This is a genomic window from Streptomyces sp. NPDC037242 (assembly GCF_055604165.1).
The window spans coordinates 19,929-39,067 of sequence record NZ_JBVJUY010000023.1; the positions used below are offsets into that span (position 1 = coordinate 19,929).

A 19,139-nucleotide genomic window follows, 5' to 3' on the forward strand; every position below is an offset into this window, starting at 1 on the left:
TCAGGCGTTCGTCATGGTGAAGACGGCCAGGACCAGCGAGGACGTCAGTCCGATGCCGCCTGCGCCGATCAGGCTCCACAGCACGCTCTGCTTGCCGCGGGCCGCCAGCGCGGCCCGCTCGGTGTTGTGGCCGACCGCGACCAGGGCCCAGCCGCTGAGGCCACCGAGCACGGCGAGGGCGAGGCCTCCGCCAGCGGTCCAGGCCAGGATCGTCTTGACCGGGTTGTTGACCGCAGCGGGCAGCGACGGGTCGAAGTCGGGCACAGGCCCCACGCCATCGGCCAGTACGACCACGCCGGGGTCAGTGGCAAGGGTGTGCAGGCTCGTCAGGAACTGGCTCATGTTCGGTGATTCCTCGTCAGACGGCAGGTACTGCAATGGCGGGGAGCGGGGCGGGCTGCGGCGGCGTCGGCAGCGGGTCGCCGAACGCCGTACGGGCGGCGGCAAGTACGGCGGCGGCCAGGTCCCGGGCCGCCTGCCGGGTGCGCGGGCGGATTCGGGCGGGCTGGGACTGTAGGCCGTGGGCCCGGATGTCCGCGTCGTGGGGGAGGTGGACCACGGCGGCCGCGCGGGAGGAGAGCATCGTGGCGGCCGCCCGGACGACAGCGGGTAGCCGCCCGTCGGCGGTCGCGGCCAGGACCACCACCGTGCGCTGGAGCGGCAGTCCTTCGGCGTGCAGGACCATCACGGCTTGCTGGAGCGCCTGGATGCCGTCGGCGGTGGCCTGCGCACAGAGCACCGGGACGGCGAAAGGCAGCGAGCACCAGGAGTGCGTCAGGCTCGGTGTTCCGGCGCAGCGGGCGGCAAGGACGTCGTGGGCCACCGGGTGGGCGGTGTCGGCGACAAAGGCTTGCCATCCGCCGGCGGCGGCCAGTTGGTACCAGGCTTCGGGCTCGCGCGGCAGGTTCAGCGGGGCCGCATGCCATTCGCGTCCGTCGGTGAGTACGTCCCAGTCGCCCTCGACGGCCTTGCGTGCTGCTGCGGAGGCGCGGATGTCCGCGCGTGTCAGGGGCCGGTCGGGCGGGAGGGCTGCGAGGCCGCCCGCTTTCGCGGACTGTGCGGCTCCGCTCCACGAAGGCCAGGGGGATGCGAGGCGGGGCGCCAGGTCCATGACGACGGTGTCCGCTGCCGTCACGAGCTCGTCGGCGAGCAGTAATGCGGTGGTGGAGCGCCCGCTGCCACCGGTCGCGGCCATCACCGGAATGACCAGGCGCGCCGTCTCGGGTAATCCCCAGGGCGCCCGATTGCCCCTTCTGCTCACCATTCCCCCGAACGTGCCCCTACCAAGCCATCGCTAATGTGAATTTCGCATGTTTCGTCGCCCGGAGTCGAAGCGATACGGCACCCTACACCGGCCGTTCTGGAACGGCCGAGTGATGCCCAGGAGCGCCCCCGTAAGTGGAAATGGCATAGTGTCACGATTCGCCTGGCGATCCCAGATGGATCGAGTACCAGCCATGGTGGCTGAATTTGCTTTTCATGGAAGCAAATCAGACAGATTTCCGAGGGGGTCGGATGGGGGCAAAGCGGTGGCTGGGAATAGCTGCTGCGGGGGTGGTCGCCACCCCTCTGGCTCTGGGGATCGGTGTCGTGATGCTCGTCGCCGCGCTTGCCGAGGACGACAGCAAGGGCAGCAATACCGGCGCGTGGCCCACCGCAGGAACCCTCAGGATCGGCGGGGCCGATGGCGTACCCGCCGAGTACGCCCCCCTCATCACGGCGGCAGCGGCGGCGTGCGACCAGGGCCTGCCGCCGGCGATCCTGGCCGCGCAGTTATGGGCGGAGTCCAACTTCACGCCCGGCGCGGTCTCCAGGGACTCCGCGGGAAACCCGATCGCCTACGGGATGGCGCAGTTCATCCCAGCCACGTGGGCCACCCAGGGAGTCGATGGCGACGGAGACGGCGACAAGGACGTGATGAATCCGGCCGACGCAATCCCCGCGCAGGGTCGCATGATGTGCGGCCTGCTCAGGACCGCCAAGGCCCATCCGCAGTACAGCGGGTCGGCCATCGAGTTGGCGCTGGCGGGCTACAACGCCGGATGGGGCCGCGTCGACGAGTTCCACGGCGTCCCGCCCGCGTCGTTCGCCGGCGGCCAGACGTACGACTACGTGAAGGCGATCCTGGCCCGATCCGTGAAGTACACCGCGGCCGGGCCCGGCGGTGGAGGCGCGGTCACCCTGTCGGCGGGCTTCAGCCTGCCCGCCGACACCCCACCCCAAGTCCGTACGGCGGTGGCCTGGGCGCTGCAGCAGAAGGACACCTGGTACCAGCTCGGCGGCGACTGCACGAACTCCCACGGCTCCGCCCCCGCGCACTGGTGCGACTGCTCCTCCCTCATGCAACAGGCTTACAGAGCAGCGGGCATCACCATCCCCCGCGTCACGTATGACCAGGTCAAACTGCCCCTCCAGGTCGACCTGGACAACCCGAAGCCCGGCGACCTGGTCTTCAACGCCGGCTCCGACGGCTCGGCCGCCAGCCCGGGACACGTCGGCATGTACATCGGCTCCGGGCTGCTCATCGAAGCCCCGCGCACGGGTGTCCGTACGCGCCTCGTCGCCTACAGCAGCTGGCGCAACTCCACGAACTACATGACGCGGGTGACGGCGATCCGCCGGGTGGTGAGCTGGTGACCGGCACGAGCGCAGGGATTCCTATGCCAGACAACCAACCCCTCTTCCGCCCCTGGGGCGCGGTCACCTCCCAGTTCTGGGCCGACCCTGCCGCCACGTCTCGGGCGGAGCTGCCCGTTGCCGGCCGGATCGCGACGATCGCCGCCCTGGCCGAGGACGGCAGCCTCGACGAGGCGGTCCTCCTGGCCGAACAGCTCGACATCGACCACAGCGCGGCCTCCGGCGGTGCGGCCACCCTGGACATGGCGAGCATTCGAGAAGTCCGCGGCTTCCTGGCCGCTCTGACCGGGGATCACACCACAGCCGTCGGCTGGTACCTCCACACGGTCCGCCTTCGCGCCGCCCTCCAGGGCTCGGCCCACCCAGACACGAATGCCGCGATCCACCGCGCGTACAGCCTCTGGCGCACTACCCCCAGTCCGGAGCCCAGCCACCAACTGGGCAGGGACCTGCTGACCACCGTGACCGACATCCAGGGACCGGATTCCGCCGCAGCCCACCACATCCGACGGCGACTCACGGAGGCCGGCCAACGAACGTCCTACCCGACTTGACCTCAGCCCCAGAAGGCGCGCCCAACCGATAGCTGCACGCTGCATCCGGCGCACGGGAGCTACTCCGCACCACAGACGGCATCAGCCACTCTGCTATCTGTTCCAGAACAACAGCCACAAACGGCCTGAACTGACCTGCGTACCGTCGATGAACGCGCGAGCACCGGAGCGAAGCGCAGGGCGCAGCAGAACCGTGGGACGCGAGCGGACACGGCGGACAGCAGCCACGACCTCCACCCACAGCCCTACTCTGGCGGAGAGTCACGGTCCACAAGGCACCGCGGCGTGCATCACCTACTGCACCTATCCCATATTTCCGTAACGCCCGATCTCAAGAAAGTACTCAGAAACCACGCGGACGTCGCGTAACGTTCCAGGTCAGCAAGCCTGCTCCCCGCACGCGCGGGGATGGTCCCCTGGCTGATCCGCGTGGCCGACGCATTCACCAACTGCTCCCCGCACGCGCGGGGATGATCCCGGCCACCACTTCACCGCGAACAACGACCTGGACTGCTCCCCGCACGCGTGGGGATGATCCCGGCGTGTACGAGCGGATCCGGCCCCGTCGCGGCTGCTCCCCGCACGCGTGGGGATGATCCCGGGGACGGCAAGCGCGATGTGTGGGATCCCGACTGTTCCCCGCACGCGCGGGGATGGTCCAGGGGACGTCCGCATCGGCTGGACTGTGCCGACCTGCTTCCCGCACCTGCGGGGATGAACCCGGATGGCCTGCGCCGGACAGCCTCAAGACCTCCTGCTCCACACATCCGTAGGGATGACTTCTCATCTTCGAGCTAGCCGACCCATACAGGAGGAAGAGGCAGAGGAAACAAGGTTCGGCTCCGGAGTCCGCCCGATGAGGGGGCACCCGAGCGCGGTGCCGAGCCTGGGGATTGTCCGCAGGGGTCGTGTTGTCCACAGGCCGCTTGCTGGAGGCATCCAAGGTGGGACGATCATCCCCATTCTGATGCGAAGGAGGGGATGGGAATGACTGCGTCAGCCCTGATGGAACTCGATGCTCAGCTCGACTCTGAGGACACTGTGGCGGTGCTGTCGGCGGTGTGGGACGTGTTCACCGTGGCCACCGAGGTGGCCGACGCGATCACGTTCGATGAAGACAGCGACGAGTTGCAGGCAATGATGGCCGCCCAGCAGTGCACGGCCGGACGCGACCTCCTGCCGTTGCCGCAGAGCGGCAGGCCCGTGGAGGTGACGGCGCCCGCGCCGGGTGCAGCGGGGCTCGAACCGTTCGTTCGGCTCTTGGAGCACGCCCAGCACTCCCTGGCCCGGTTGGTCACCACGGCCGATCTCGTCGGCGAAGGAGCCGAGCGGTCACTGAGTGAGGCCACGACGCTGGCTGCCCGCGCGGCCACGGCGCTCGCCGCAGTGCGGGAGCGGTGACGTGACAACCCTGGGAGAGCGCCGGCCTGGACGACATCTGACGGGCCTTCCACGGCCGTCGATGTGAGCTCTCGCAGGTGGACCAGTCCCTCGATCCCGTCAGTGACCTGAACGAGGACGCCGAACGGGACCAGCTTGGTGACCCGTCCGTGCAGTTTCTGCCCCACCGCAGTGCGGTCGGCGAACGTTTGGAAGGGGTCCGGCTGTGTCGCCCGCAAGGACAGTCTGGCCTCCAGGTTCCATGTGTCGAACTGGAGGAACTCGGCTGAGACGCGCTGTCCGACCTGCACAACGTCGAAGGCGGTTGCGATGCGCCGCCAGGACAGTTCGGGGATCGTGATGAACCCGACGCCGGGGAAGACCGGGTGGTCGGGGCCGTCGTCCAGTGCCACGAACACGCCGAACCGTTCGATCGCTGTCAGCGAGATTGGCCTGCCCGGCAACCGCCGGATCTGGATCGACGACGACTGGATCCCCGCCTTCTCCACCGGAACCGCCGCCCGCTCGCGGGCCGACGCCGTTCAACGGGCGCGGGAAACCGCCTTCTGCCCGGACTCCAGCCTGAGCATGCTGCATGACGCCGCCGAGCACTGGGCCGCGGCTGCCGCCTCTTCGACCAGGAACACCGCCTGTACGCAATGAAGCCCCACAGGGCAGCTACTGGCACTTTATGGCGTACCGCTACAGGAGATCCCAGTCCCCGAAAAATCCACAATGCCCGATTCCACGAAAGTACTCAGAAATCGCGCACCTCGCGCGTAACGTTGCAGCTCAGCAAGTCTGCTCCCCGCGCACGCGGGGATGAACCCCACTTCCCGCCGCGTCGTCCGGCCTTGCGGTCCTGCTCCCCGCGCACGCGGGGATGAACCCCGGTGCCGTGACCTGGGCACCTGGGCGTACATCTGCTCCCCGCGCACGCGGGGATGAACCCCCTTCCGCCCGACTGCGAGGATGATCTGGGAGCTGCTCCCCGCGCACGCGGGGATGAACCCGACGACATGTGGGCGCCCGCCCGGGTGGTCCGCTGCTCCCCGCGTACGCGGGGATGAACCCTGCTCCATGGGCGGGTTGCCGAAGTGGTCGATCTGCTCCCCGCGCACGCGGGGATGAACCCGAGACCCGCGGCGAAGTCCCGGGCAGCACCGCCTGCTCCCCGCACGCGCGGGGATGAACCCTACGCCCGGGCCACCGGCCTGTCGGGCCAGACCTGCTCCCCGCACGCGCGGGGATGAACCCACGCCCGACCCGAAGAGCAGGGAAACGAGCTCCTGCTCCCCGCACGCGCGGGGATGGACCCCGCATCGTGACGCGCTGCGTCATGTGAGGGTCCTGCTCCCCGCGCGCGGGGATGAACCCGCCCCGAAGGGATCGAAGTGCGATCCGCTGTGTCGCTCCTCGCACGCGCGGGGATGGACCCTGCCCGATCCAGTACGCCATCGTCACGGCCACGCTGACCCCGCACGGCGGGGATGAACCATGGCGAAGCAGCTCAGAGTGCGCACCTGGAGCTGCTCCCCCGCGCCTGCGGGCCGGTCCCCACGGCGCGGCCCTGCCCGCCCTCACCGCGCTGCTCCCCGTACTCGTGAGAAGAATCCGGCGCCCCCCAATACGTCAGCCTCAGCCGGCGCTGATCCGCGCACCCACAGGGATGAACCCCTTGCGTGGGTCGGCGTCGAGGGCCTTTCGAAGACTGCTTCCTGCACCTGGGCAGGTACCGCAGCGAGGATTGTCCACAGGGCCGAGATTGTCCACAGCCGAGTTGTCGGCCGCCTTCGTGATGGGACGATCAACCTCATTCCGATACGAAAGAGGGGTCGTTGATGTCTGCGTCTGCCCTGCTGGAACTCGACTCACGGCTGGACTCCGAGGACACCTCCGTGGTGCTGGCGGCGGTGTGGGACGTGTTCACCGTGACGGCCGAGGTCTGTCACCGCATAACCTTCGAGGAAGGCAGCGACGAACTGCAGGCGATGCTCGCCTCGCATAACTGTGCGACCGGTCGGGACCTGCTTCCGCTACCCGAGACCGGCACGCCGTTCACCCCGGCGCCGCCAGGTCCAGGCGCCGCCGGCCTCGACCCGTACGTACGGCTCCTGCAACGTGCGGGGGACTCTCTCAACCGCCTCCTGACCACCGCTGACAGCGTCGGCGACGGCGCTGCGCGAGCGCTGCGCGAGGCCACGGCGCTGGCCACCGGTGCGTCCGTTGCCCTGACCCGAGTCCGGGAGCGGTGAAGTGACCACTTTGGGAGAGCTCTTCGACGTCGCGGTGGCCCGGCTGCAGGAGGCCACGGCGATCCCTGCGGCATCCGTCGGCCCCGACGGACATGTCGCCCTGGCGGAAGGGATCGAGCAGGTCCTGGGTCAGATCAGGAAGGGGCTCGGTCCGCGCGCCTACACGCCCGTACCCACCGCGGAGGAACGGCGCCTGACCGCCGGGGAGCGGAACCTGGAAGTCGGCCTGGACCAGGCGCGTGCGTGGCTGACCACCGCCCGGACGTATCTGCCGGCTCCGAGCGCCGGCGACGCCGGGCCGGCAGCCGAGCGGATCGCGACCGCCGCCCGGGCTGTGAGTGCCGTACGGGACACGATCAGCAGTCACCTCGGCCCCGACCGCGTGCCGCTGACCCCGTACGCCTATCTGCTCCGCCACCAGGCCGCCTTCGACTACCTCACCCACCGGTACTCCGAAGTGGCCTGGTCGGCGGGTCAGGTCTTACAAAGGCTCGCTCAAGAGGCCGAGCATCCAGGCGCCATCGAGGCCTTCGAAGCGGCCCGGAATTCCCTGAACCAGACCTCCGTGCACGCCCGGACCGTCGGCCGCGACCCCGAACACTCCCTGGCCTCCTTTCCCCTCGCGCTGGCCGTCGATCCCGTCCAGGCCACCGCCTCCGACCCCACCAGCGCCGTCACGGCCCGGCTGGAGCAGGACAGCGAGCGTCTTTGCCGGGCGGCCTACGAGGCACTGCACGACCGGGCCGAGCATCGGCTGGGCGGTTCGGACCTCAAGCAGCTTTCTCGCTGGACAGCGAGGACCCGCATCCTCAGCGGTCGCGTCCTGCGCCACGTTGCAGCAGAAACTCCTGAAGGGCCGCTTCGGGCCGGACTCACCGACGCCGCGGGCGCGCTGCGCGCGTCAGCTCTGTCCTGGGACTCCGCCGCGGAGGCGTGGCTGTCCGTCGTGGACGTCGGCGACCCCCGGGAGCACCCCCGGCTTCCGCCGCCGGATTACGGTCTCGTACGGAAGGGGCTGGTGACCCGGCTCCCGTCGACGGATCCCCACCCGGCCGTGGTCATCTCCCGCACCGCCTGCCTACGGGTCGGGCAGCTGCTCTTCGGGCCGGGTTGGACCCCGGAACAAGCCCCGGGAGCACCCCGGCCCGCCGCGGACATCCTCGCGGACGCGGGAGGTGCGGGCCCGCTTGCTGCCTCGCTCTACCGGCTGCCGGCGGTCGGGTGGCAGATGGCGGTGGCGGCGCCGTGGACCGTTCGGCGGGCCGGGGCCGGTCTGGTGACCAACGCCGCCGAGTACCGGCCCCGAAAGCTCGAGCCGGGCCGACGCTTCTACCCGGTCCACCTCCGCCAAGTGGAATCCCTCATCGATGCCTACACGGCGGTGATGAGCGCGGAGCAGGTATCCGCAGGCAAGCTCCTGGACGCCGCGCGCCGGGCCGGGACTCCCGTTCCCCGAGCGGTCCTGGACGCCTCCGCGCACCAGATGATCGCCCGGGAGCAGAGGTGGGCCCCCGCCAAGCCGGTACAGGCACCGCCACGGCCCGTGCCCCGGGCGCACGTGCCGACGGACCTGGTGCTCGGGCGCCGCCCCGGACTGCGCCACTGAGGCCGCGCTCGCGCGCGTGGCCGGCTTCGGGGGTCGGTCAGATCCGCTGGCCAGCAGCACAGAGGCCCCCGGCATTGCCGGGGGCCTCGTTCGTTCCGGGGATGGTCAGGACGGAAGGAAGTTCTTCTGCCACTCCAGGGACGGCATGGACAGTGCGGCGTCGGCGAGGGCCTTCGCCGACGTCGTCTTGAGCGAGGCGAGACTGGTGTCGATCCAGTTCTGGGTGAGGCTGTAACCCTGCTCCCGGTACTCCACCGCCTGCACCAGGCACTCGAGCTTGTCGGCGTCGCGGGCGACGATCGCCTCCGGGCTCTCGCCGGCCTCGTATTCGTCGACCGCGTCCTGCACTCCGGCCCGGACGGCAGGGTGGGCGTTGGCGACTTGGTCGGCCGTGACCTCCTGGTTCGGGGCGGCTCGGATGTACTTCCTCCCGATGTGCGGGATGTCTCCGACGCGGGTCTCCTGCGAGTCGTGGAACAGGCACAGCAGTGCCACCCTGGCTGGGTCGACGCCCTCCATCATGGCGAGCACCGACCCGATCACCCCGAACCGGAAGGAGTGCTCTGCGACGGACTCCGGGGCCTTGTTGCCGGTGAACCACCAGCCGGTCCGTGCGACGCGCTTGAGCACGCCCATCTCGGAGATGAAGCTTGCGGTACCCCTGGTGGTGTCATCGGCCATGCGGTCCTCCCGGTGTCAGCGGTTGTGGTCGAGAACGTAACGGACGCGGGCAAGCTCGCGCCGCGATCTTTCGGATAGCGCTGCCCCATCGAGGAGTTCACCGATCCGCTCGCGCAGCGGGCCGGCCAACTGCCCGGCGGCCTGGGGCAGCCACGGGAATACGGTCAGCAGTGCCCACAGCGAGTGCGCGTAGAGGTCGACATAGCCCGGTGCCAGGTGCAAGCCGCGGGCGAGGCCCCGCAGCAGTGTCACCGGGTCCCAGCCCGACAGGTTCCGGTCCCGCATGAAGGTGTCGTCCGGCTGCGGCACTGGCAGCGCTCCCAGCCACAGCGCCCAGTAGTTCAAGTTCGCGGCCTCGGCGGTGTCGTCGTCGGCCAGGGCGCGGTCGATAAAGTCCAGCAGCGGCTGCGGATCTCCCAGCCGGGCGAGCGCCGTGGCCGTCGAGCGGGCCTCTGCCCAGTGGGGAGACCAACCCCGTCGAGCCAGCACGTCACGCCGCCGGTGGAGGGTGTGCGCGGTCCATGCGGCCGCGTCCGGCCCGTGGTCGTACGAAGCGAGATACAGCGCCTGGCGGTGCAGCAGCGTCCCGGCCTCGCCCTGCGCCGACGCCTGCTCGGTAGCTGCTCGCAGATGGTCGAAGAACACCACCCGGTCGACGGCCGTCAGCTGGGGCGTGGCGGCGACCGGTCCGCGCCGGGGACGGGGTAACCGCCCGGCCAGTGCCGGCGGGACCGTGCCGTTCAGCGCCCAAGCCAGCATGTGCGCGGTGTCCCGTGTGTGCACCCACCCGGCCAGCGGGTGCGGCCCTACAACCTCGCCGGCAAGCCCGGCCGCGATGATCCGGTCGGCGTCCATCGCCGCGTCCAACCACTGCACCACCCCGGCGTCTGCACCGAGCGCCGGAAGCCGCCTGCGTAGCTCCAGGAGCGCCCCGGCCCGGACGTTCGCCAGCGGCCGGCGTCCCGATTCCCAGCCCTGCACCGTGTCGAGGTCGACGCCCAGGGCCTCAGCGAGGGCGGCCTGCGTCGACGGGATCGACTCCCTGGCCATGCGCAGCACGAAGCCGCTGACGGCACCAGCTGTTGTTCGTCGCGGCCTGCCCATACCGGCCTGCTTCCCGGTCGCCCTGCGCACCGAAACCCGTACTCACGGTCAGTCCTACCGCATCCCGCCCCGCCGTACGTTCGCTTTGCGGTCGACGTCCGGCGCCCGCGACCACGCCCAGGCCAGCGAGGCCCTGATGAACACCACACACCTCCTGCACGATCCCGAGGGACAGCTCGAAGATGAACTCCCCCTGGACCGCACACCCCACGAGTGTCTGGTCAAGGCCGTCCTGGGCTGGACCGGCGAGCCTGGCCTGCGCCCGGCGGACATCCAGCAGATCGCGCTCCAGCTGACCGGTGCCGCCCGGGCCGTGGCGAGCGTTGTCCGCCGCGCCGCCGACCAGCTCCCCGACGAGCACGCCGCCCAAGCGCTCGCCGACGTCGTCCTAATAGCAAGCTCAGCGACGCGCCAGCACCGGCGACGGCACGGTGAACACCTTGACCGAACCACTCAGAAAGGGCATTCGACGTGACCACCCCTGAAGCCCACTGCCACCCGATGGTGGGCGTACGGACTCTGCGAGAGCCCGACGGTGGCGGCAAAGGCCGGATCCCGCGGAACACGGGAGATGCGATGCGCAAGCTTCGTTATTGGGATCGCTTCTATAGCCAGCCGCAGGAATCCCTAGCGCAGACCCGGTTCGAGCTGGATGCGTTCCGGCGGCACGTCGCCCCCGAGCGGGGGCAGATCGCGGTCGACGTGGGGTGCGGGCGGGGGACGCTGGCCGCAGCGATGGCCCGTACGGGCATGACCGTCACCGGCTACGACTGGTCCCGCGTCGCCATCGAAGCGGCGAGGAATACGCATTCGAGCAAGCGGCTGGGCTTCGCCGTCCACGACTTCCTCACCGATGACGTGCCGCCGGGCCTCGAGCCGGGCAGCGTCGACGTCGTGGCCTGCCGCCTGACCATGCCCTACCTGGAACCCGAGCGGTTCCTGGAGGGCGTACGCCACTGGCTGCGCCCTGACACCGGCTGCCTGTACCTGGTGGTGCAGGTGACGGAGAAGCAGCCGCCCGACCACGGCCTCGCAGGGTATCCGGAGGCCGTGATCGAGGAGATCCGCGCGGGCTGGCGAGACAGCACCCGCTGGAACCTCGACCCGGGAGGCCGGGTTACCGCCCTGGCCCTGCGCCGCCCCCTCACCACCTCCAGCATGAAGGGCCTCCACCGGTGACCACACCCGAATCCCCATCGCGGTCTTTGACCCGGGTGCTCGCCGAAGCCGTGGCAGCAGCGGACATCTCCGCGATGGTCCAGCCCGCCGCCGGCACAGGGCTGCCGGTCGTCCTGCTGTTCGGTAGCCGCGGCTTGCCCTGCGCCCTGGACCGGACCGCGATCCAGGCCTGGCTGACGGCCGCCGGGATCGACGCGGCCGTCGGCGACAACGCCAACGGCCGCACCTGCCAGCTGGAGATCGTCCTGGCCGACTCCACTGCCGGACAGCGGCTCGCCGATCAGCTCATCGCGCCGGTCCTGCACGTCCAGGACTCCGCCACCCGCCTACGGGCGGCCCTGGACCCGTTGGGTCTGTCCGCCGAGGTCGTCCCTCTGCGCCGGGGCTCGGTCACCGTAAAGCTCAGCGACCCCGACAACCTGCGCTCAGCGATCACTCTCGCCGCAGCGCTGGGCGCCGACAACATCGCCGACGGCCTGGACCTCGTCCACGCCGAAGGGCAAAACGCGCTCGCCGACCGGATGAAGCAACTGCTCATCGGGATCGTCGGAGCCGGCGTCATGGTGGAGGCCACCCCCGACTGCGTCCATGCCGAGGCCGACATCACGCTCACCCTGTCCGCTGACCAGGCACTGTGCCTGGCCGAAAAACTCGCGTGACCGCACCCACGCCGCCCACGCCACTCTTCCCACCGGAAAGGGACGAGGGGCCACCGGCCGGGGCGCTGGTGCTCGGCGCCTACCTGCGCGCACTGCGCAAACGCGTAGGGCTCAGCCTCCACCAGGCATCCCTGCGGATCCACAAGAGCGCGGCGATGCTGTCGCGGTACGAGATGGGGATCTGTACGCCCACCGAGCAGTGCATGTACGCCCTGCTCCGGGTCTACGGCCTGAGCACGCGTGAGGACTTCGAAGAAGCCCAGTGCCTACTGCGGCACGCGCAGGACCATGAGTACCGCGATGCGGGCGGCTGGCTGCGCGGACGCGTCGAAGCCGTGGAGGCCACGGCGGTGTCGTTGACCGTGCTCACGTGTTTCACGATCCCGCCGGTCCTCTACAGTCCGGCTTTCGCCGCATACCGAGCGCAGCCCGACGGAGGACTCGTGCCGCCGCCCAGGCCGCGCCCGCGCTGCCCCATCACGCTGTTCCTGGAGGAACTCGTGCTGAGCCGCCCGTACGGAGGGCCGGCTGTCATGGCCGCGCAGCTGCGGTACTGGGCGAGCCTTGCCGACAGCGGCGACCTCGAGATCCGCGTCATGCCGCCCGTGGGCGTTCCCCCGCCGGCAGGACTACTCAGCGAGATTGGCCTGCCCGGCACCCGCCGGATCTGGATCGACGACGACTGGATCCCAGCCTTCTCCACCGGAACCGCCGCCCGCTCGCGGGCCGAGGCCGTTCAACGGGCGCGGGAAACCGCCTTCTGCCCGGACTCCAGCCTGAGCATGCTGCATGACGCCGCCGAGCACTGGGCCGCTGCTGCCGCTTCGACCAGGAACACCGCCTGTACCCAATGAAGCCCCACAGGGCAGCTACTGGCACTTCTGGTGTACCCGCTACGGGAGATCCCAGTTCGCGATATATCCGCAATGCCCGATCCCGCGAAAGTACTCAGAAATCGCTCACTTCGCGCGTAACGTTGCAGCTCAGCAAGTCTGCTCCCCGCGCACGCGGGGATGAACCGCAGCTTGCCGAGTGGGGAGTGCCGTGGCCTCCCTGCTCCCCGCGCACGCGGGGATGAACCCGCGCAGGCAAGGACCAGGCGGCCGCAGCCTCGCTGCTCCCCGCGCACGCGGGGATGAACCCGACTGCGTCCGCCAGAACCCGCGTGCCGCGAACTGCTCCCCGCGCACGCGGGGATGAACCCGCCCGCTTGATCGCGGGCAAGGAGGCGTGAGCCTGCTCCCCGCGCACGCGGGGATGAACCCATGTGGGGCCGGACGTTCAAGCACAAGGTCACCTGCTCCCCGCGCACGCGGGGATGAACCCGGCCCTCCGGCCCCGCCTCCTCACCGCGCTCACTGCTCCCCGCGCACGCGGGGATGAACCCGGATACCTCAACGGGTCCTGCTCTGCCTCCTCCTGCTCCCCGCGCACGCGGGGATGAACCTGAGCTTGCGGAGGTCAAGCGGCGCCTCTCCGCCTGCTCCCCGCACCCGCGGGGATGAACCCCCGGCGATCTCGGCGTGGAGCTGCTCGTCGTCCTTCTCCCCCACCCGTGGGGGAGAACCCGTCACCCGGCTGACCCGCCAGGGCGTGCAACTCTGCTCCTCGCACTGGTGGGGATGGACCCAGCACGTGCTCGTCGGTTCCCAGACGCAGCAGCTGCTCCCGCGTACGCGGGATGAACCTCATCCTCGGGGCGCCCGCACCACCGGCGAACCCCTAAATCCGCCTGCCAGAGCGACACCGAAGCGCCCCGGCCCCGGCCCGGTCGAACCCCTGACCGCACCTGGGTCAGGTATCGAGCAGCCCCAGTTCGCTATCGGGCCGGCACAACGGGCATGCGATGACCGACGGCACGGTCCGCAGCACTTCCAGGACCGATTCCCTGGTGGCCGCCCGGCCGCGGCTCGTGATCCTGCAGGCGCCCGTGTGAACGCGGTCGGGTCTGCGGGAGGTGCCGATGCCGTATTCGATCCACCAGCGGGGCGGCTCCGGCGGCGGCCGGCGCCGGGCCCGTTCCTCGTCGGCGGCCCGGACGACGCTGATCTTCTCATCGACACGCGCGAGGGTGAGCTCCAGCCAGCGGCGTATCACCAGGAGCTGGTCCAGAGCCGGCGGCAGGGGCAGGAGGGGGTCCGGCATGGCCGTTACGCCGCCTCGACCGGGCGGGTCTGCCGCTTCAGAGCCATGCGGGACTCCACCATGGCCTCGGCGGGGACCGTCTTCCAATGCGGGTGGTCGACGACCTGGATCGACAGGGTGCGGAGCTCGGCCCACATCCGGTCGACCATCTCCTTTTGCTCGTTGCTCCAGCCAGGGCTGTCGGCAACGTCGCCGCGGTGCGAGAAGCGTTCCCCCCGCACCCAGCCCGCCATGGGCTCCACGCTCCAGGGCAGTCCGGCCAGGTAGGTGCGGTGCTCGACGTGGGCGCGGTGGAGGCGCTCCTGCAGGTGGAGGAGATCGTCGGGGAAGGAGTTCGCGTCAGTCACCTTTGAATCGTAAATCTGTTCGATTCATAAAGGGAAGCTGACGCCCCGGGCGGTCGCCCGTTCATGGGAAGAGGAGGGATGCCGGGTCGGCGTGTGGGCGTGGTGCCGGGTTGCGGAGCCCTGTCAAGGGGGTGGAGCGGCTCCGCGGCGCGGCGCCGAGGCTTTCCAGGGTCCAGTCCCAGGACTGCTGGGCGGTGACGTCGGTGTGGTCGAAGTCGTCGGCCGCTTCCAGTGCTGCGTAGCCGTGGAAGGCGCTGCCGAGCATGCGGACCGCGTACGCCTGGTCCGGCCCGGCCAGCCTGTAGCCACGCAGGATCGCCCGTGTCATCTGCGCGTGCCGGACGCCCGCCCTGGCCGCGGCGGTCTGCGGATCGAGCCTGTACCGGGCCCGGTTCGTACCGGGCGGGTGCTCGTGGGCCGGTCGGCAAGCCCCGCTCCTCGACCACGCGGAGAAGCCGATCACGTTCGCCCGCTGGTACACCCACTGGCTGGAAAGGACGGAGCTCACCGCAGACCAGCCGACTACGAACGTCCGACTTCGGCCTCTGGTGTGCACGGGAGCGCGCCGACGGCACGATGAGCGCCGTAGTCGTCCAGGCGGGCCAACTATCCGGTCACGCGGGCCGAGCGGGCGCGGGTGCGCAGGGCCGGCAGTCGGGCGGCGTCGTCCGATCCGGCCAGGCTTTCGCCCAGGGTCAGGAGCGAGAGGAGCCGCACCGGGTGGCCGGCTGCCGCGGCGGCTTCCAGTTTGTGGTGGCCGTCGAGGAGGAAGTGGGTCAGGCCCCAGTGCACGAAATAGTCGTCTCCCTGGTCGATGGCGGGCTGGCACACGTCCAGGGTCGAGATCGCCACCGCCGTGGGGACCGTTCCCTGCTCCATGAGCGCGACGTACTCCTCGACGCGCTCCCGCTCGTTCCACGTCGGGGGAACCATGGGTACGACGAACTCGTAGAGGTGGGCGTCCGCGTCGACGGCGGTCTCGAAGGTCCGGTAGTACGGGGTGTGCGGGTACTCCGGGAGGCCCCAGAACTGATCGATCCCCCATGTGGTGACCTGTTCTCCGCTGAAGTAGTCGCCTTCCTTGCCGGGGATGACCAGCCGGGGTTCCACGTCCAGGAGCAGCGGAAGGTACTCGCCCTGCGGTAGCAGCGCGCCGAATGCCTCGATCACGCCGTCGTCGTCCGGATCGTCCAGCGCCCCGGTGAGCCGTTCCTGCATGCTCTCCAGGGACAGCTTCTCCCGCGCGGTCTCCAGGCGGCGGAACAGCAGCGGGCACGTTCCGCAGTAGAAGCTGAGCTCGAAGGCAGGCTCGTCGTCAACCATCAACAAGCGGCGCCGCGGTCCGCCGCCGAGCTCGTGCAGTTCCGTCCCGAAGCGCAACCTTGCCCCTGGGGAAAGGACGCCGACACTGCGCGCTTCGCCCACTTTGATCATCATGGACCGACCGTACGGGACGCCGTGGATCGGCTCCACCGAGTAGTGCAGTGAGGATCAAGGGTGACGCCGTCCAGGACCTGGACCTTGAGGGATTCGATCCGGTGGCTGAAGTCCAGGGGTTGACCGACACCTGGTGGCGGGGCCGGGACCCGCTTGTCGCCATCTATCCGGGGCGAACCCGTCGGCATGGATGCCCCTCGGTTCCGGGAGGCCATGTCTACGGCGGACTCAACGGATGGGGTCTGGGCGGCGGCTGACTTCCGACGACCACGCCCTCCGTCCGGGCAGCCTGTTGAGCACCTGCTTAGCCAGGCCGGCCAACTACGGCGCTACGACGTCTACGGATCCGGCCGAGCCAGAGCCCTCGCGGGCCACGTAGGCACGCGCGCGAAAAGGAGATGCCGGCTCCTGGCCTGCGCAGGCAGGATCCCTCCATGTCTACCGACGTCAGCGGAATGATCGAATGCCGGCCGGGGGCCCGACTATGGGGCCCCGACGACGAGGACTCCGTATGGGAGGTGGGCATCGATCTCTTCCTCCTCAACAGGGGCAACGCCTACGACGGCCTGGCCTGCCTCTTCGGAATCCGAAACTCCTACGGTTTCCGGCCCCTGGCGGAAGACCGCGGCTTCCCGGACGACGCCTCGGATGGGCTGCGAGCCGAGTTCGCCGGCTACGGCGGCCCCCACGATGTGCACGGGACCACCTGGCTGACCTGGACCGAGCTGGAGGCCACGAACTGGCAGGAAACCAACGCCTCAGGCACACGAACCCGCGCCTCTGCCGCAGGGACCGACACCGACTGGGGCCGGGTCTGGAGCGTCATGCGCATCCTCAGCGAAGTCCACGGCGCGGAGAACGTACGTCTCGTCGTCTGGTTCCACTGACGTACGGCTGTGCGCGCTACGTGGCCAAGTCGCGCGGAGGTACGGGGAGAGCGGCTATCGCGGCAACTGGGGCGAGCACTTTGCCCGCCTCGGACTCGAAGCCCTCAGAAAGGCCTGGCACTAACTAGTAGGGCTTGGATGCGACGGGTCCCGATGCGGCGCAGAATGGACGAGGGCGTTGCACATGGGCGGGAATCGCCGGTGGGCGCCTGTTGGAGCTCAGGTCGTGCCGCCCGTCGCAGCCTCGGTCGACCCGTGACGTCGGCCGCTGCGACCGCATCCACGCGGGGAACCCCCTACGCACGGGCGACCCCACGACGCCCGACGCGCGCGCCCACGCGCGACGAAATGGGGCAATGATGAGGAAATTCCTGGTGGTCACGCTGGCGACTTCTGCAGTGGCGGTTCTGCTGGCGAGTCCCGTCACCCCCGCGTCCGCTTCCGCGTCCTGCTTCGGCACCAGCGGGAACACCTCGATCCTGTTCTACCGGACCGGTAGCGGCTCAGCCGTCACCGGAACCCTCTCCGCCGGCCACTGGGAGTCCAACGGGGAGTTCCACCTGCCGCGCGGCTACACGCACGCGGCGGCGAGCCACGATTCGCTGCTGCTGTACAACAAGATCACCGGGGCTGGGGAGGTCGGCACCTTCACCGACGGCGAGTACGCGCGCACCCGCACCTTTGGCAACTTCCCGACGGGTTGGACCCAGGTCGAGGCCTCCGGCGACTCGGTGCTCTTCTACAACGGCCAGACCGGCCACGGCATCACCGGCACCCTGCGGAACGGCAAGTACCAACAGGTGCGCACGTACGACGACTTCAAGAAGGGCTGGGTGACCATGGCCGGCTCGTGCGACACGCTGACCGCCGCGGCCCGGCCAGGGGCGGCCACCTTCTCGTGGGACAAGAGCGAGTACGGAACCCTGGAAGGCGGCGTCTACGGGCGCAGGGGCAGCTTGGTGGGGGAGGACCACCTGGGCCAGCTGACCGCCACCAGGGACTCGGTGCTGTCCTGGGCGAAGGCGGGCGGGAAACTCGACTTGCGGGCGGGCACGGCGACCGACGGCTGGGTCTTCCATTTCCGCGGGGTCGGCACCTCCGAACTCTGGGAGAAGGTGGGCCGAACCTCGGACAGCCTGCTCTTCTACAAGTCCGACGGCACCGCCTCGGCCTCGAAGCTGGTCGACGGCGACTACAAGAGCGTCGGGCCGCTGGACGACATCTCCCCCGGCTGGACCCTCATCGAGGGCGGCGTATAACCAGGGCAAGGCCGCCCCCGCCCCTGGGCGTCAGGGCTTCGCCGCCGCCGTGGCCTTCACGTAGAGCTGGGCAACGTACGGCGCTCGCCGGTCGCTCCGGCCCGGTGAGACGCGACCGCCTGGCAGGCCCCGACAGGATCCCGGTGGCGGGTAGGCGGCACCGCGTCCCGTGTCCGGCCATTCGGAATGGCGATCCCCCTGAAGTATGTGGGGCCCAGCGCGCCGAGGGCCACCCTGGCGGCGGGCATTGAACCTGCTGCGTGGCGCCCTGAAGGTGAGGGCCCCGCGGTCGGTGACTGCGGGGCCCCATGCCAGTCGAAGTCGTCACATCCGACCAGCAGCGGAGGCGGGATGGCACCACCGGTCAGGGTCCGCAGGCTGACGGAGTAGGAGGGGCAGAGGCTCCAGCAGATCTTTCGGCGGGGCAGTACCAGCTCGGTGCGGTTCCGGCGGGCGATGATGCTGCTGGCCTCGGCCGGCGGCGGCACAGTTCCGGTGATCGGGCGTCTGGTCCAGGCGGACGAGGACACCGTCCGTTCCCTCCTCCCCGGCTCCGCACATGGAAGGACGCTCATGGACAGCGAGGTGCTGCGCTGGCTGACTAGGCAGCTCGGGCCCGATGTGGACCCGACGGATCTCGCACAGCGGTACAAGCGCCTGCGCTCCGCGCGGGCCGTGGTGCGGGAGATCCTGCACGAACGGATCTCTGCCCTGCTTTCTGAGCCACTGCGCGTCTCCGTCAACGGAATTGCAACGATCGATCAGACAAGCAACCTGAACGCGCTCGAACGGCGGCTCGCCCAAGTCGTCGGGCAGCCCGCGCCGGACGACATTACCGACGGGGCCGATGACGTATTGGTGGGCGTGCCGCTGGTCCCGCACCGAAGAAGGTAGGCTCGTCTCCACTCCGAAATGGGACGACTCCTAAACCCTGCTCTTCAACTTCCTCTGTTGGAATCGTTGAAAATGGCTCAGTGTCCGGGATGCGAGCCACCAGACGCGGCGAGAC

The 19,139-nt window shown here is 69.7% G+C and carries 21 protein-coding genes, 2 pseudogenes and 3 CRISPR repeat arrays; of the genes and pseudogenes, 14 read left to right on the forward strand and 9 right to left on the reverse strand.

What is annotated here, in order from left to right; genetic code table 11:
- A complete protein-coding gene (locus tag ACZ7GJ_RS25250) occupies window positions 1-342 on the reverse strand; it encodes a hypothetical protein (protein ID WP_470754935.1) in 342 nt (113 codons plus the stop codon).
- Window positions 343-358: 16 nt separating this feature from the next.
- The gene (locus tag ACZ7GJ_RS25255; protein ID WP_470754937.1) at window positions 359-1,195 is read right to left on the reverse strand and encodes a hypothetical protein; all 837 of its coding nucleotides are present in this window, start codon (window positions 1,193-1,195) and stop codon (window positions 359-361) included.
- Window positions 1,196-1,515: 320 nt separating this feature from the next.
- On the opposite strand from ACZ7GJ_RS25255, the gene ACZ7GJ_RS25260 reads away from it, so the two are divergent.
- From ACZ7GJ_RS25260 to ACZ7GJ_RS25270, 3 genes are all read left to right on the forward strand, one after another.
- A complete protein-coding gene (locus ACZ7GJ_RS25260; protein ID WP_470754939.1) occupies window positions 1,516-2,637 on the forward strand; it encodes a C40 family peptidase in 1,122 nt (373 codons plus the stop codon).
- Window positions 2,638-2,660: 23 nt separating this feature from the next.
- A complete protein-coding gene (locus ACZ7GJ_RS25265) occupies window positions 2,661-3,191 on the forward strand; it encodes a hypothetical protein (RefSeq protein ID WP_470754941.1) in 531 nt (176 codons plus the stop codon).
- A gap of 387 nt (window positions 3,192-3,578) precedes the next feature.
- Window positions 3,579-3,908: a CRISPR direct-repeat array (repeat unit 24 nt; unit sequence CTGCTCCCCGCACGCGCGGGGATG).
- Between the two features lie 270 nt (window positions 3,909-4,178).
- Entirely contained in the window at window positions 4,179-4,592 is a 414-nt protein-coding gene (locus ACZ7GJ_RS25270; RefSeq protein WP_470754942.1) for a hypothetical protein, read from the forward strand.
- A 32-nt stretch (window positions 4,593-4,624) separates the two neighbouring features.
- On the opposite strand, the pseudogene ACZ7GJ_RS25275 reads toward ACZ7GJ_RS25270, so the two are convergent.
- Window positions 4,625-4,990: pseudogene (locus ACZ7GJ_RS25275) on the reverse strand (S1 RNA-binding domain-containing protein); the annotation flags it as partial.
- Here ACZ7GJ_RS25275 and ACZ7GJ_RS25280 point away from each other — a divergent pair.
- The 3 genes from ACZ7GJ_RS25280 to ACZ7GJ_RS25290 all read left to right on the forward strand — a co-directional run bounded on the left by ACZ7GJ_RS25280 (window position 4,902) and on the right by ACZ7GJ_RS25290 (window position 8,432).
- A complete protein-coding gene (locus ACZ7GJ_RS25280) occupies window positions 4,902-5,234 on the forward strand; it encodes a hypothetical protein (protein WP_470754943.1) in 333 nt (110 codons plus the stop codon). The pseudogene ACZ7GJ_RS25275 and the gene ACZ7GJ_RS25280 sit on opposite strands and share 89 nt — an antisense overlap.
- A 138-nt stretch (window positions 5,235-5,372) precedes the next feature.
- A CRISPR array of direct repeats spans window positions 5,373-5,889; the repeat unit is 29 nt; unit sequence CTGCTCCCCGCGCACGCGGGGATGAACCC.
- A 523-nt stretch (window positions 5,890-6,412) separates the two neighbouring features.
- Complete coding sequence (locus ACZ7GJ_RS25285) at window positions 6,413-6,826, forward strand: hypothetical protein (RefSeq protein ID WP_470754944.1); 414 nt, start codon at window positions 6,413-6,415, stop codon at window positions 6,824-6,826.
- Between the two features lies 1 nt (window position 6,827).
- Window positions 6,828-8,432 (forward strand): hypothetical protein, encoded by a 1,605-nt coding sequence (locus ACZ7GJ_RS25290; protein ID WP_470754945.1) that lies wholly within the window; start codon window positions 6,828-6,830, stop codon window positions 8,430-8,432.
- A gap of 105 nt (window positions 8,433-8,537) precedes the next feature.
- On the opposite strand, the gene ACZ7GJ_RS25295 is transcribed toward ACZ7GJ_RS25290, so the two are convergent.
- The gene (locus ACZ7GJ_RS25295) at window positions 8,538-9,113 is read right to left on the reverse strand and encodes an HD domain-containing protein (RefSeq protein ID WP_470754946.1); all 576 of its coding nucleotides are present in this window, start codon (window positions 9,111-9,113) and stop codon (window positions 8,538-8,540) included.
- A 15-nt stretch (window positions 9,114-9,128) separates the two neighbouring features.
- The gene (locus tag ACZ7GJ_RS25300; RefSeq protein ID WP_470754947.1) at window positions 9,129-10,163 is read right to left on the reverse strand and encodes an XRE family transcriptional regulator; all 1,035 of its coding nucleotides are present in this window, start codon (window positions 10,161-10,163) and stop codon (window positions 9,129-9,131) included.
- Between ACZ7GJ_RS25300 and ACZ7GJ_RS25305 the strand changes: the two genes are divergently transcribed.
- The 4 genes from ACZ7GJ_RS25305 to ACZ7GJ_RS25320 all read left to right on the forward strand — a co-directional run bounded on the left by ACZ7GJ_RS25305 (window position 10,162) and on the right by ACZ7GJ_RS25320 (window position 12,909).
- Window positions 10,162-10,692, forward strand: a complete 531-nt coding sequence (locus ACZ7GJ_RS25305) for a hypothetical protein (RefSeq protein ID WP_470754949.1) — start codon at window positions 10,162-10,164, stop codon at window positions 10,690-10,692. The genes ACZ7GJ_RS25300 and ACZ7GJ_RS25305 overlap by 2 nt on opposite strands.
- 101 nt (window positions 10,693-10,793) lie before the next feature.
- Window positions 10,794-11,396, forward strand: coding sequence for a class I SAM-dependent methyltransferase (locus ACZ7GJ_RS25310; protein ID WP_470754950.1), 603 nt, complete (start codon window positions 10,794-10,796; stop codon window positions 11,394-11,396).
- Complete coding sequence (locus ACZ7GJ_RS25315; protein ID WP_470754952.1) at window positions 11,393-12,055, forward strand: hypothetical protein; 663 nt, start codon at window positions 11,393-11,395, stop codon at window positions 12,053-12,055. Before ACZ7GJ_RS25310 ends, ACZ7GJ_RS25315 begins: the two co-directional genes overlap by 4 nt.
- Window positions 12,052-12,909 carry a Scr1 family TA system antitoxin-like transcriptional regulator gene (locus ACZ7GJ_RS25320; RefSeq protein ID WP_470754953.1) on the forward strand — a complete coding sequence of 286 codons (858 nt, stop codon included), beginning with the start codon at window positions 12,052-12,054 and terminating at the stop codon, window positions 12,907-12,909. The genes ACZ7GJ_RS25315 and ACZ7GJ_RS25320 overlap by 4 nt, the downstream gene beginning before the upstream one ends.
- A 138-nt stretch (window positions 12,910-13,047) precedes the next feature.
- A CRISPR array of direct repeats spans window positions 13,048-13,563; the repeat unit is 28 nt; unit sequence CTGCTCCCCGCGCACGCGGGGATGAACC.
- Window positions 13,564-13,849: 286 nt separating this feature from the next.
- Here the strand turns inward: ACZ7GJ_RS25320 and ACZ7GJ_RS25325 are convergent.
- The 4 genes from ACZ7GJ_RS25325 to ACZ7GJ_RS25340 form a co-directional block, all read right to left on the reverse strand.
- Window positions 13,850-14,200, reverse strand: coding sequence for a DUF6233 domain-containing protein (locus tag ACZ7GJ_RS25325; protein ID WP_470754954.1), 351 nt, complete (start codon window positions 14,198-14,200; stop codon window positions 13,850-13,852).
- Window positions 14,201-14,205: 5 nt separating this feature from the next.
- Window positions 14,206-14,547 (reverse strand): hypothetical protein, encoded by a 342-nt coding sequence (locus ACZ7GJ_RS25330; RefSeq protein ID WP_470754955.1) that lies wholly within the window; start codon window positions 14,545-14,547, stop codon window positions 14,206-14,208.
- A 61-nt stretch (window positions 14,548-14,608) separates the two neighbouring features.
- On the reverse strand, window positions 14,609-15,055 hold the full coding sequence (locus tag ACZ7GJ_RS25335) for a TetR-like C-terminal domain-containing protein (RefSeq protein ID WP_470754957.1): 447 nt from the start codon (window positions 15,053-15,055) through the stop codon (window positions 14,609-14,611).
- Between the two features lie 98 nt (window positions 15,056-15,153).
- Window positions 15,154-15,984: a hypothetical protein gene (locus ACZ7GJ_RS25340; RefSeq protein WP_470754959.1), complete on the reverse strand. Its 831-nt coding sequence runs from the start codon at window positions 15,982-15,984 to the stop codon at window positions 15,154-15,156.
- 434 nt (window positions 15,985-16,418) lie between these two features.
- Between ACZ7GJ_RS25340 and ACZ7GJ_RS25345 the strand changes: the two genes are divergently transcribed.
- The 4 genes and pseudogenes from ACZ7GJ_RS25345 (at window position 16,419) to ACZ7GJ_RS25360 (ending at window position 19,024) form a co-directional block, all read left to right on the forward strand.
- On the forward strand, window positions 16,419-16,871 hold the full coding sequence (locus ACZ7GJ_RS25345) for a hypothetical protein (RefSeq protein ID WP_470754960.1): 453 nt from the start codon (window positions 16,419-16,421) through the stop codon (window positions 16,869-16,871).
- Window positions 16,872-17,269: 398 nt separating this feature from the next.
- Window positions 17,270-18,130 carry a hypothetical protein gene (locus ACZ7GJ_RS25350; RefSeq protein ID WP_470754961.1) on the forward strand — a complete coding sequence of 287 codons (861 nt, stop codon included), beginning with the start codon at window positions 17,270-17,272 and terminating at the stop codon, window positions 18,128-18,130.
- A gap of 411 nt (window positions 18,131-18,541) precedes the next feature.
- A pseudogene (locus tag ACZ7GJ_RS25355) lies at window positions 18,542-18,676 on the forward strand (IS630 family transposase); the annotation flags it as partial.
- Window positions 18,677-18,703: 27 nt separating this feature from the next.
- Window positions 18,704-19,024, forward strand: a complete 321-nt coding sequence (locus tag ACZ7GJ_RS25360; protein ID WP_470754963.1) for a hypothetical protein — start codon at window positions 18,704-18,706, stop codon at window positions 19,022-19,024.
- The last annotated feature ends 115 nt before the right edge of the window (window positions 19,025-19,139 follow it).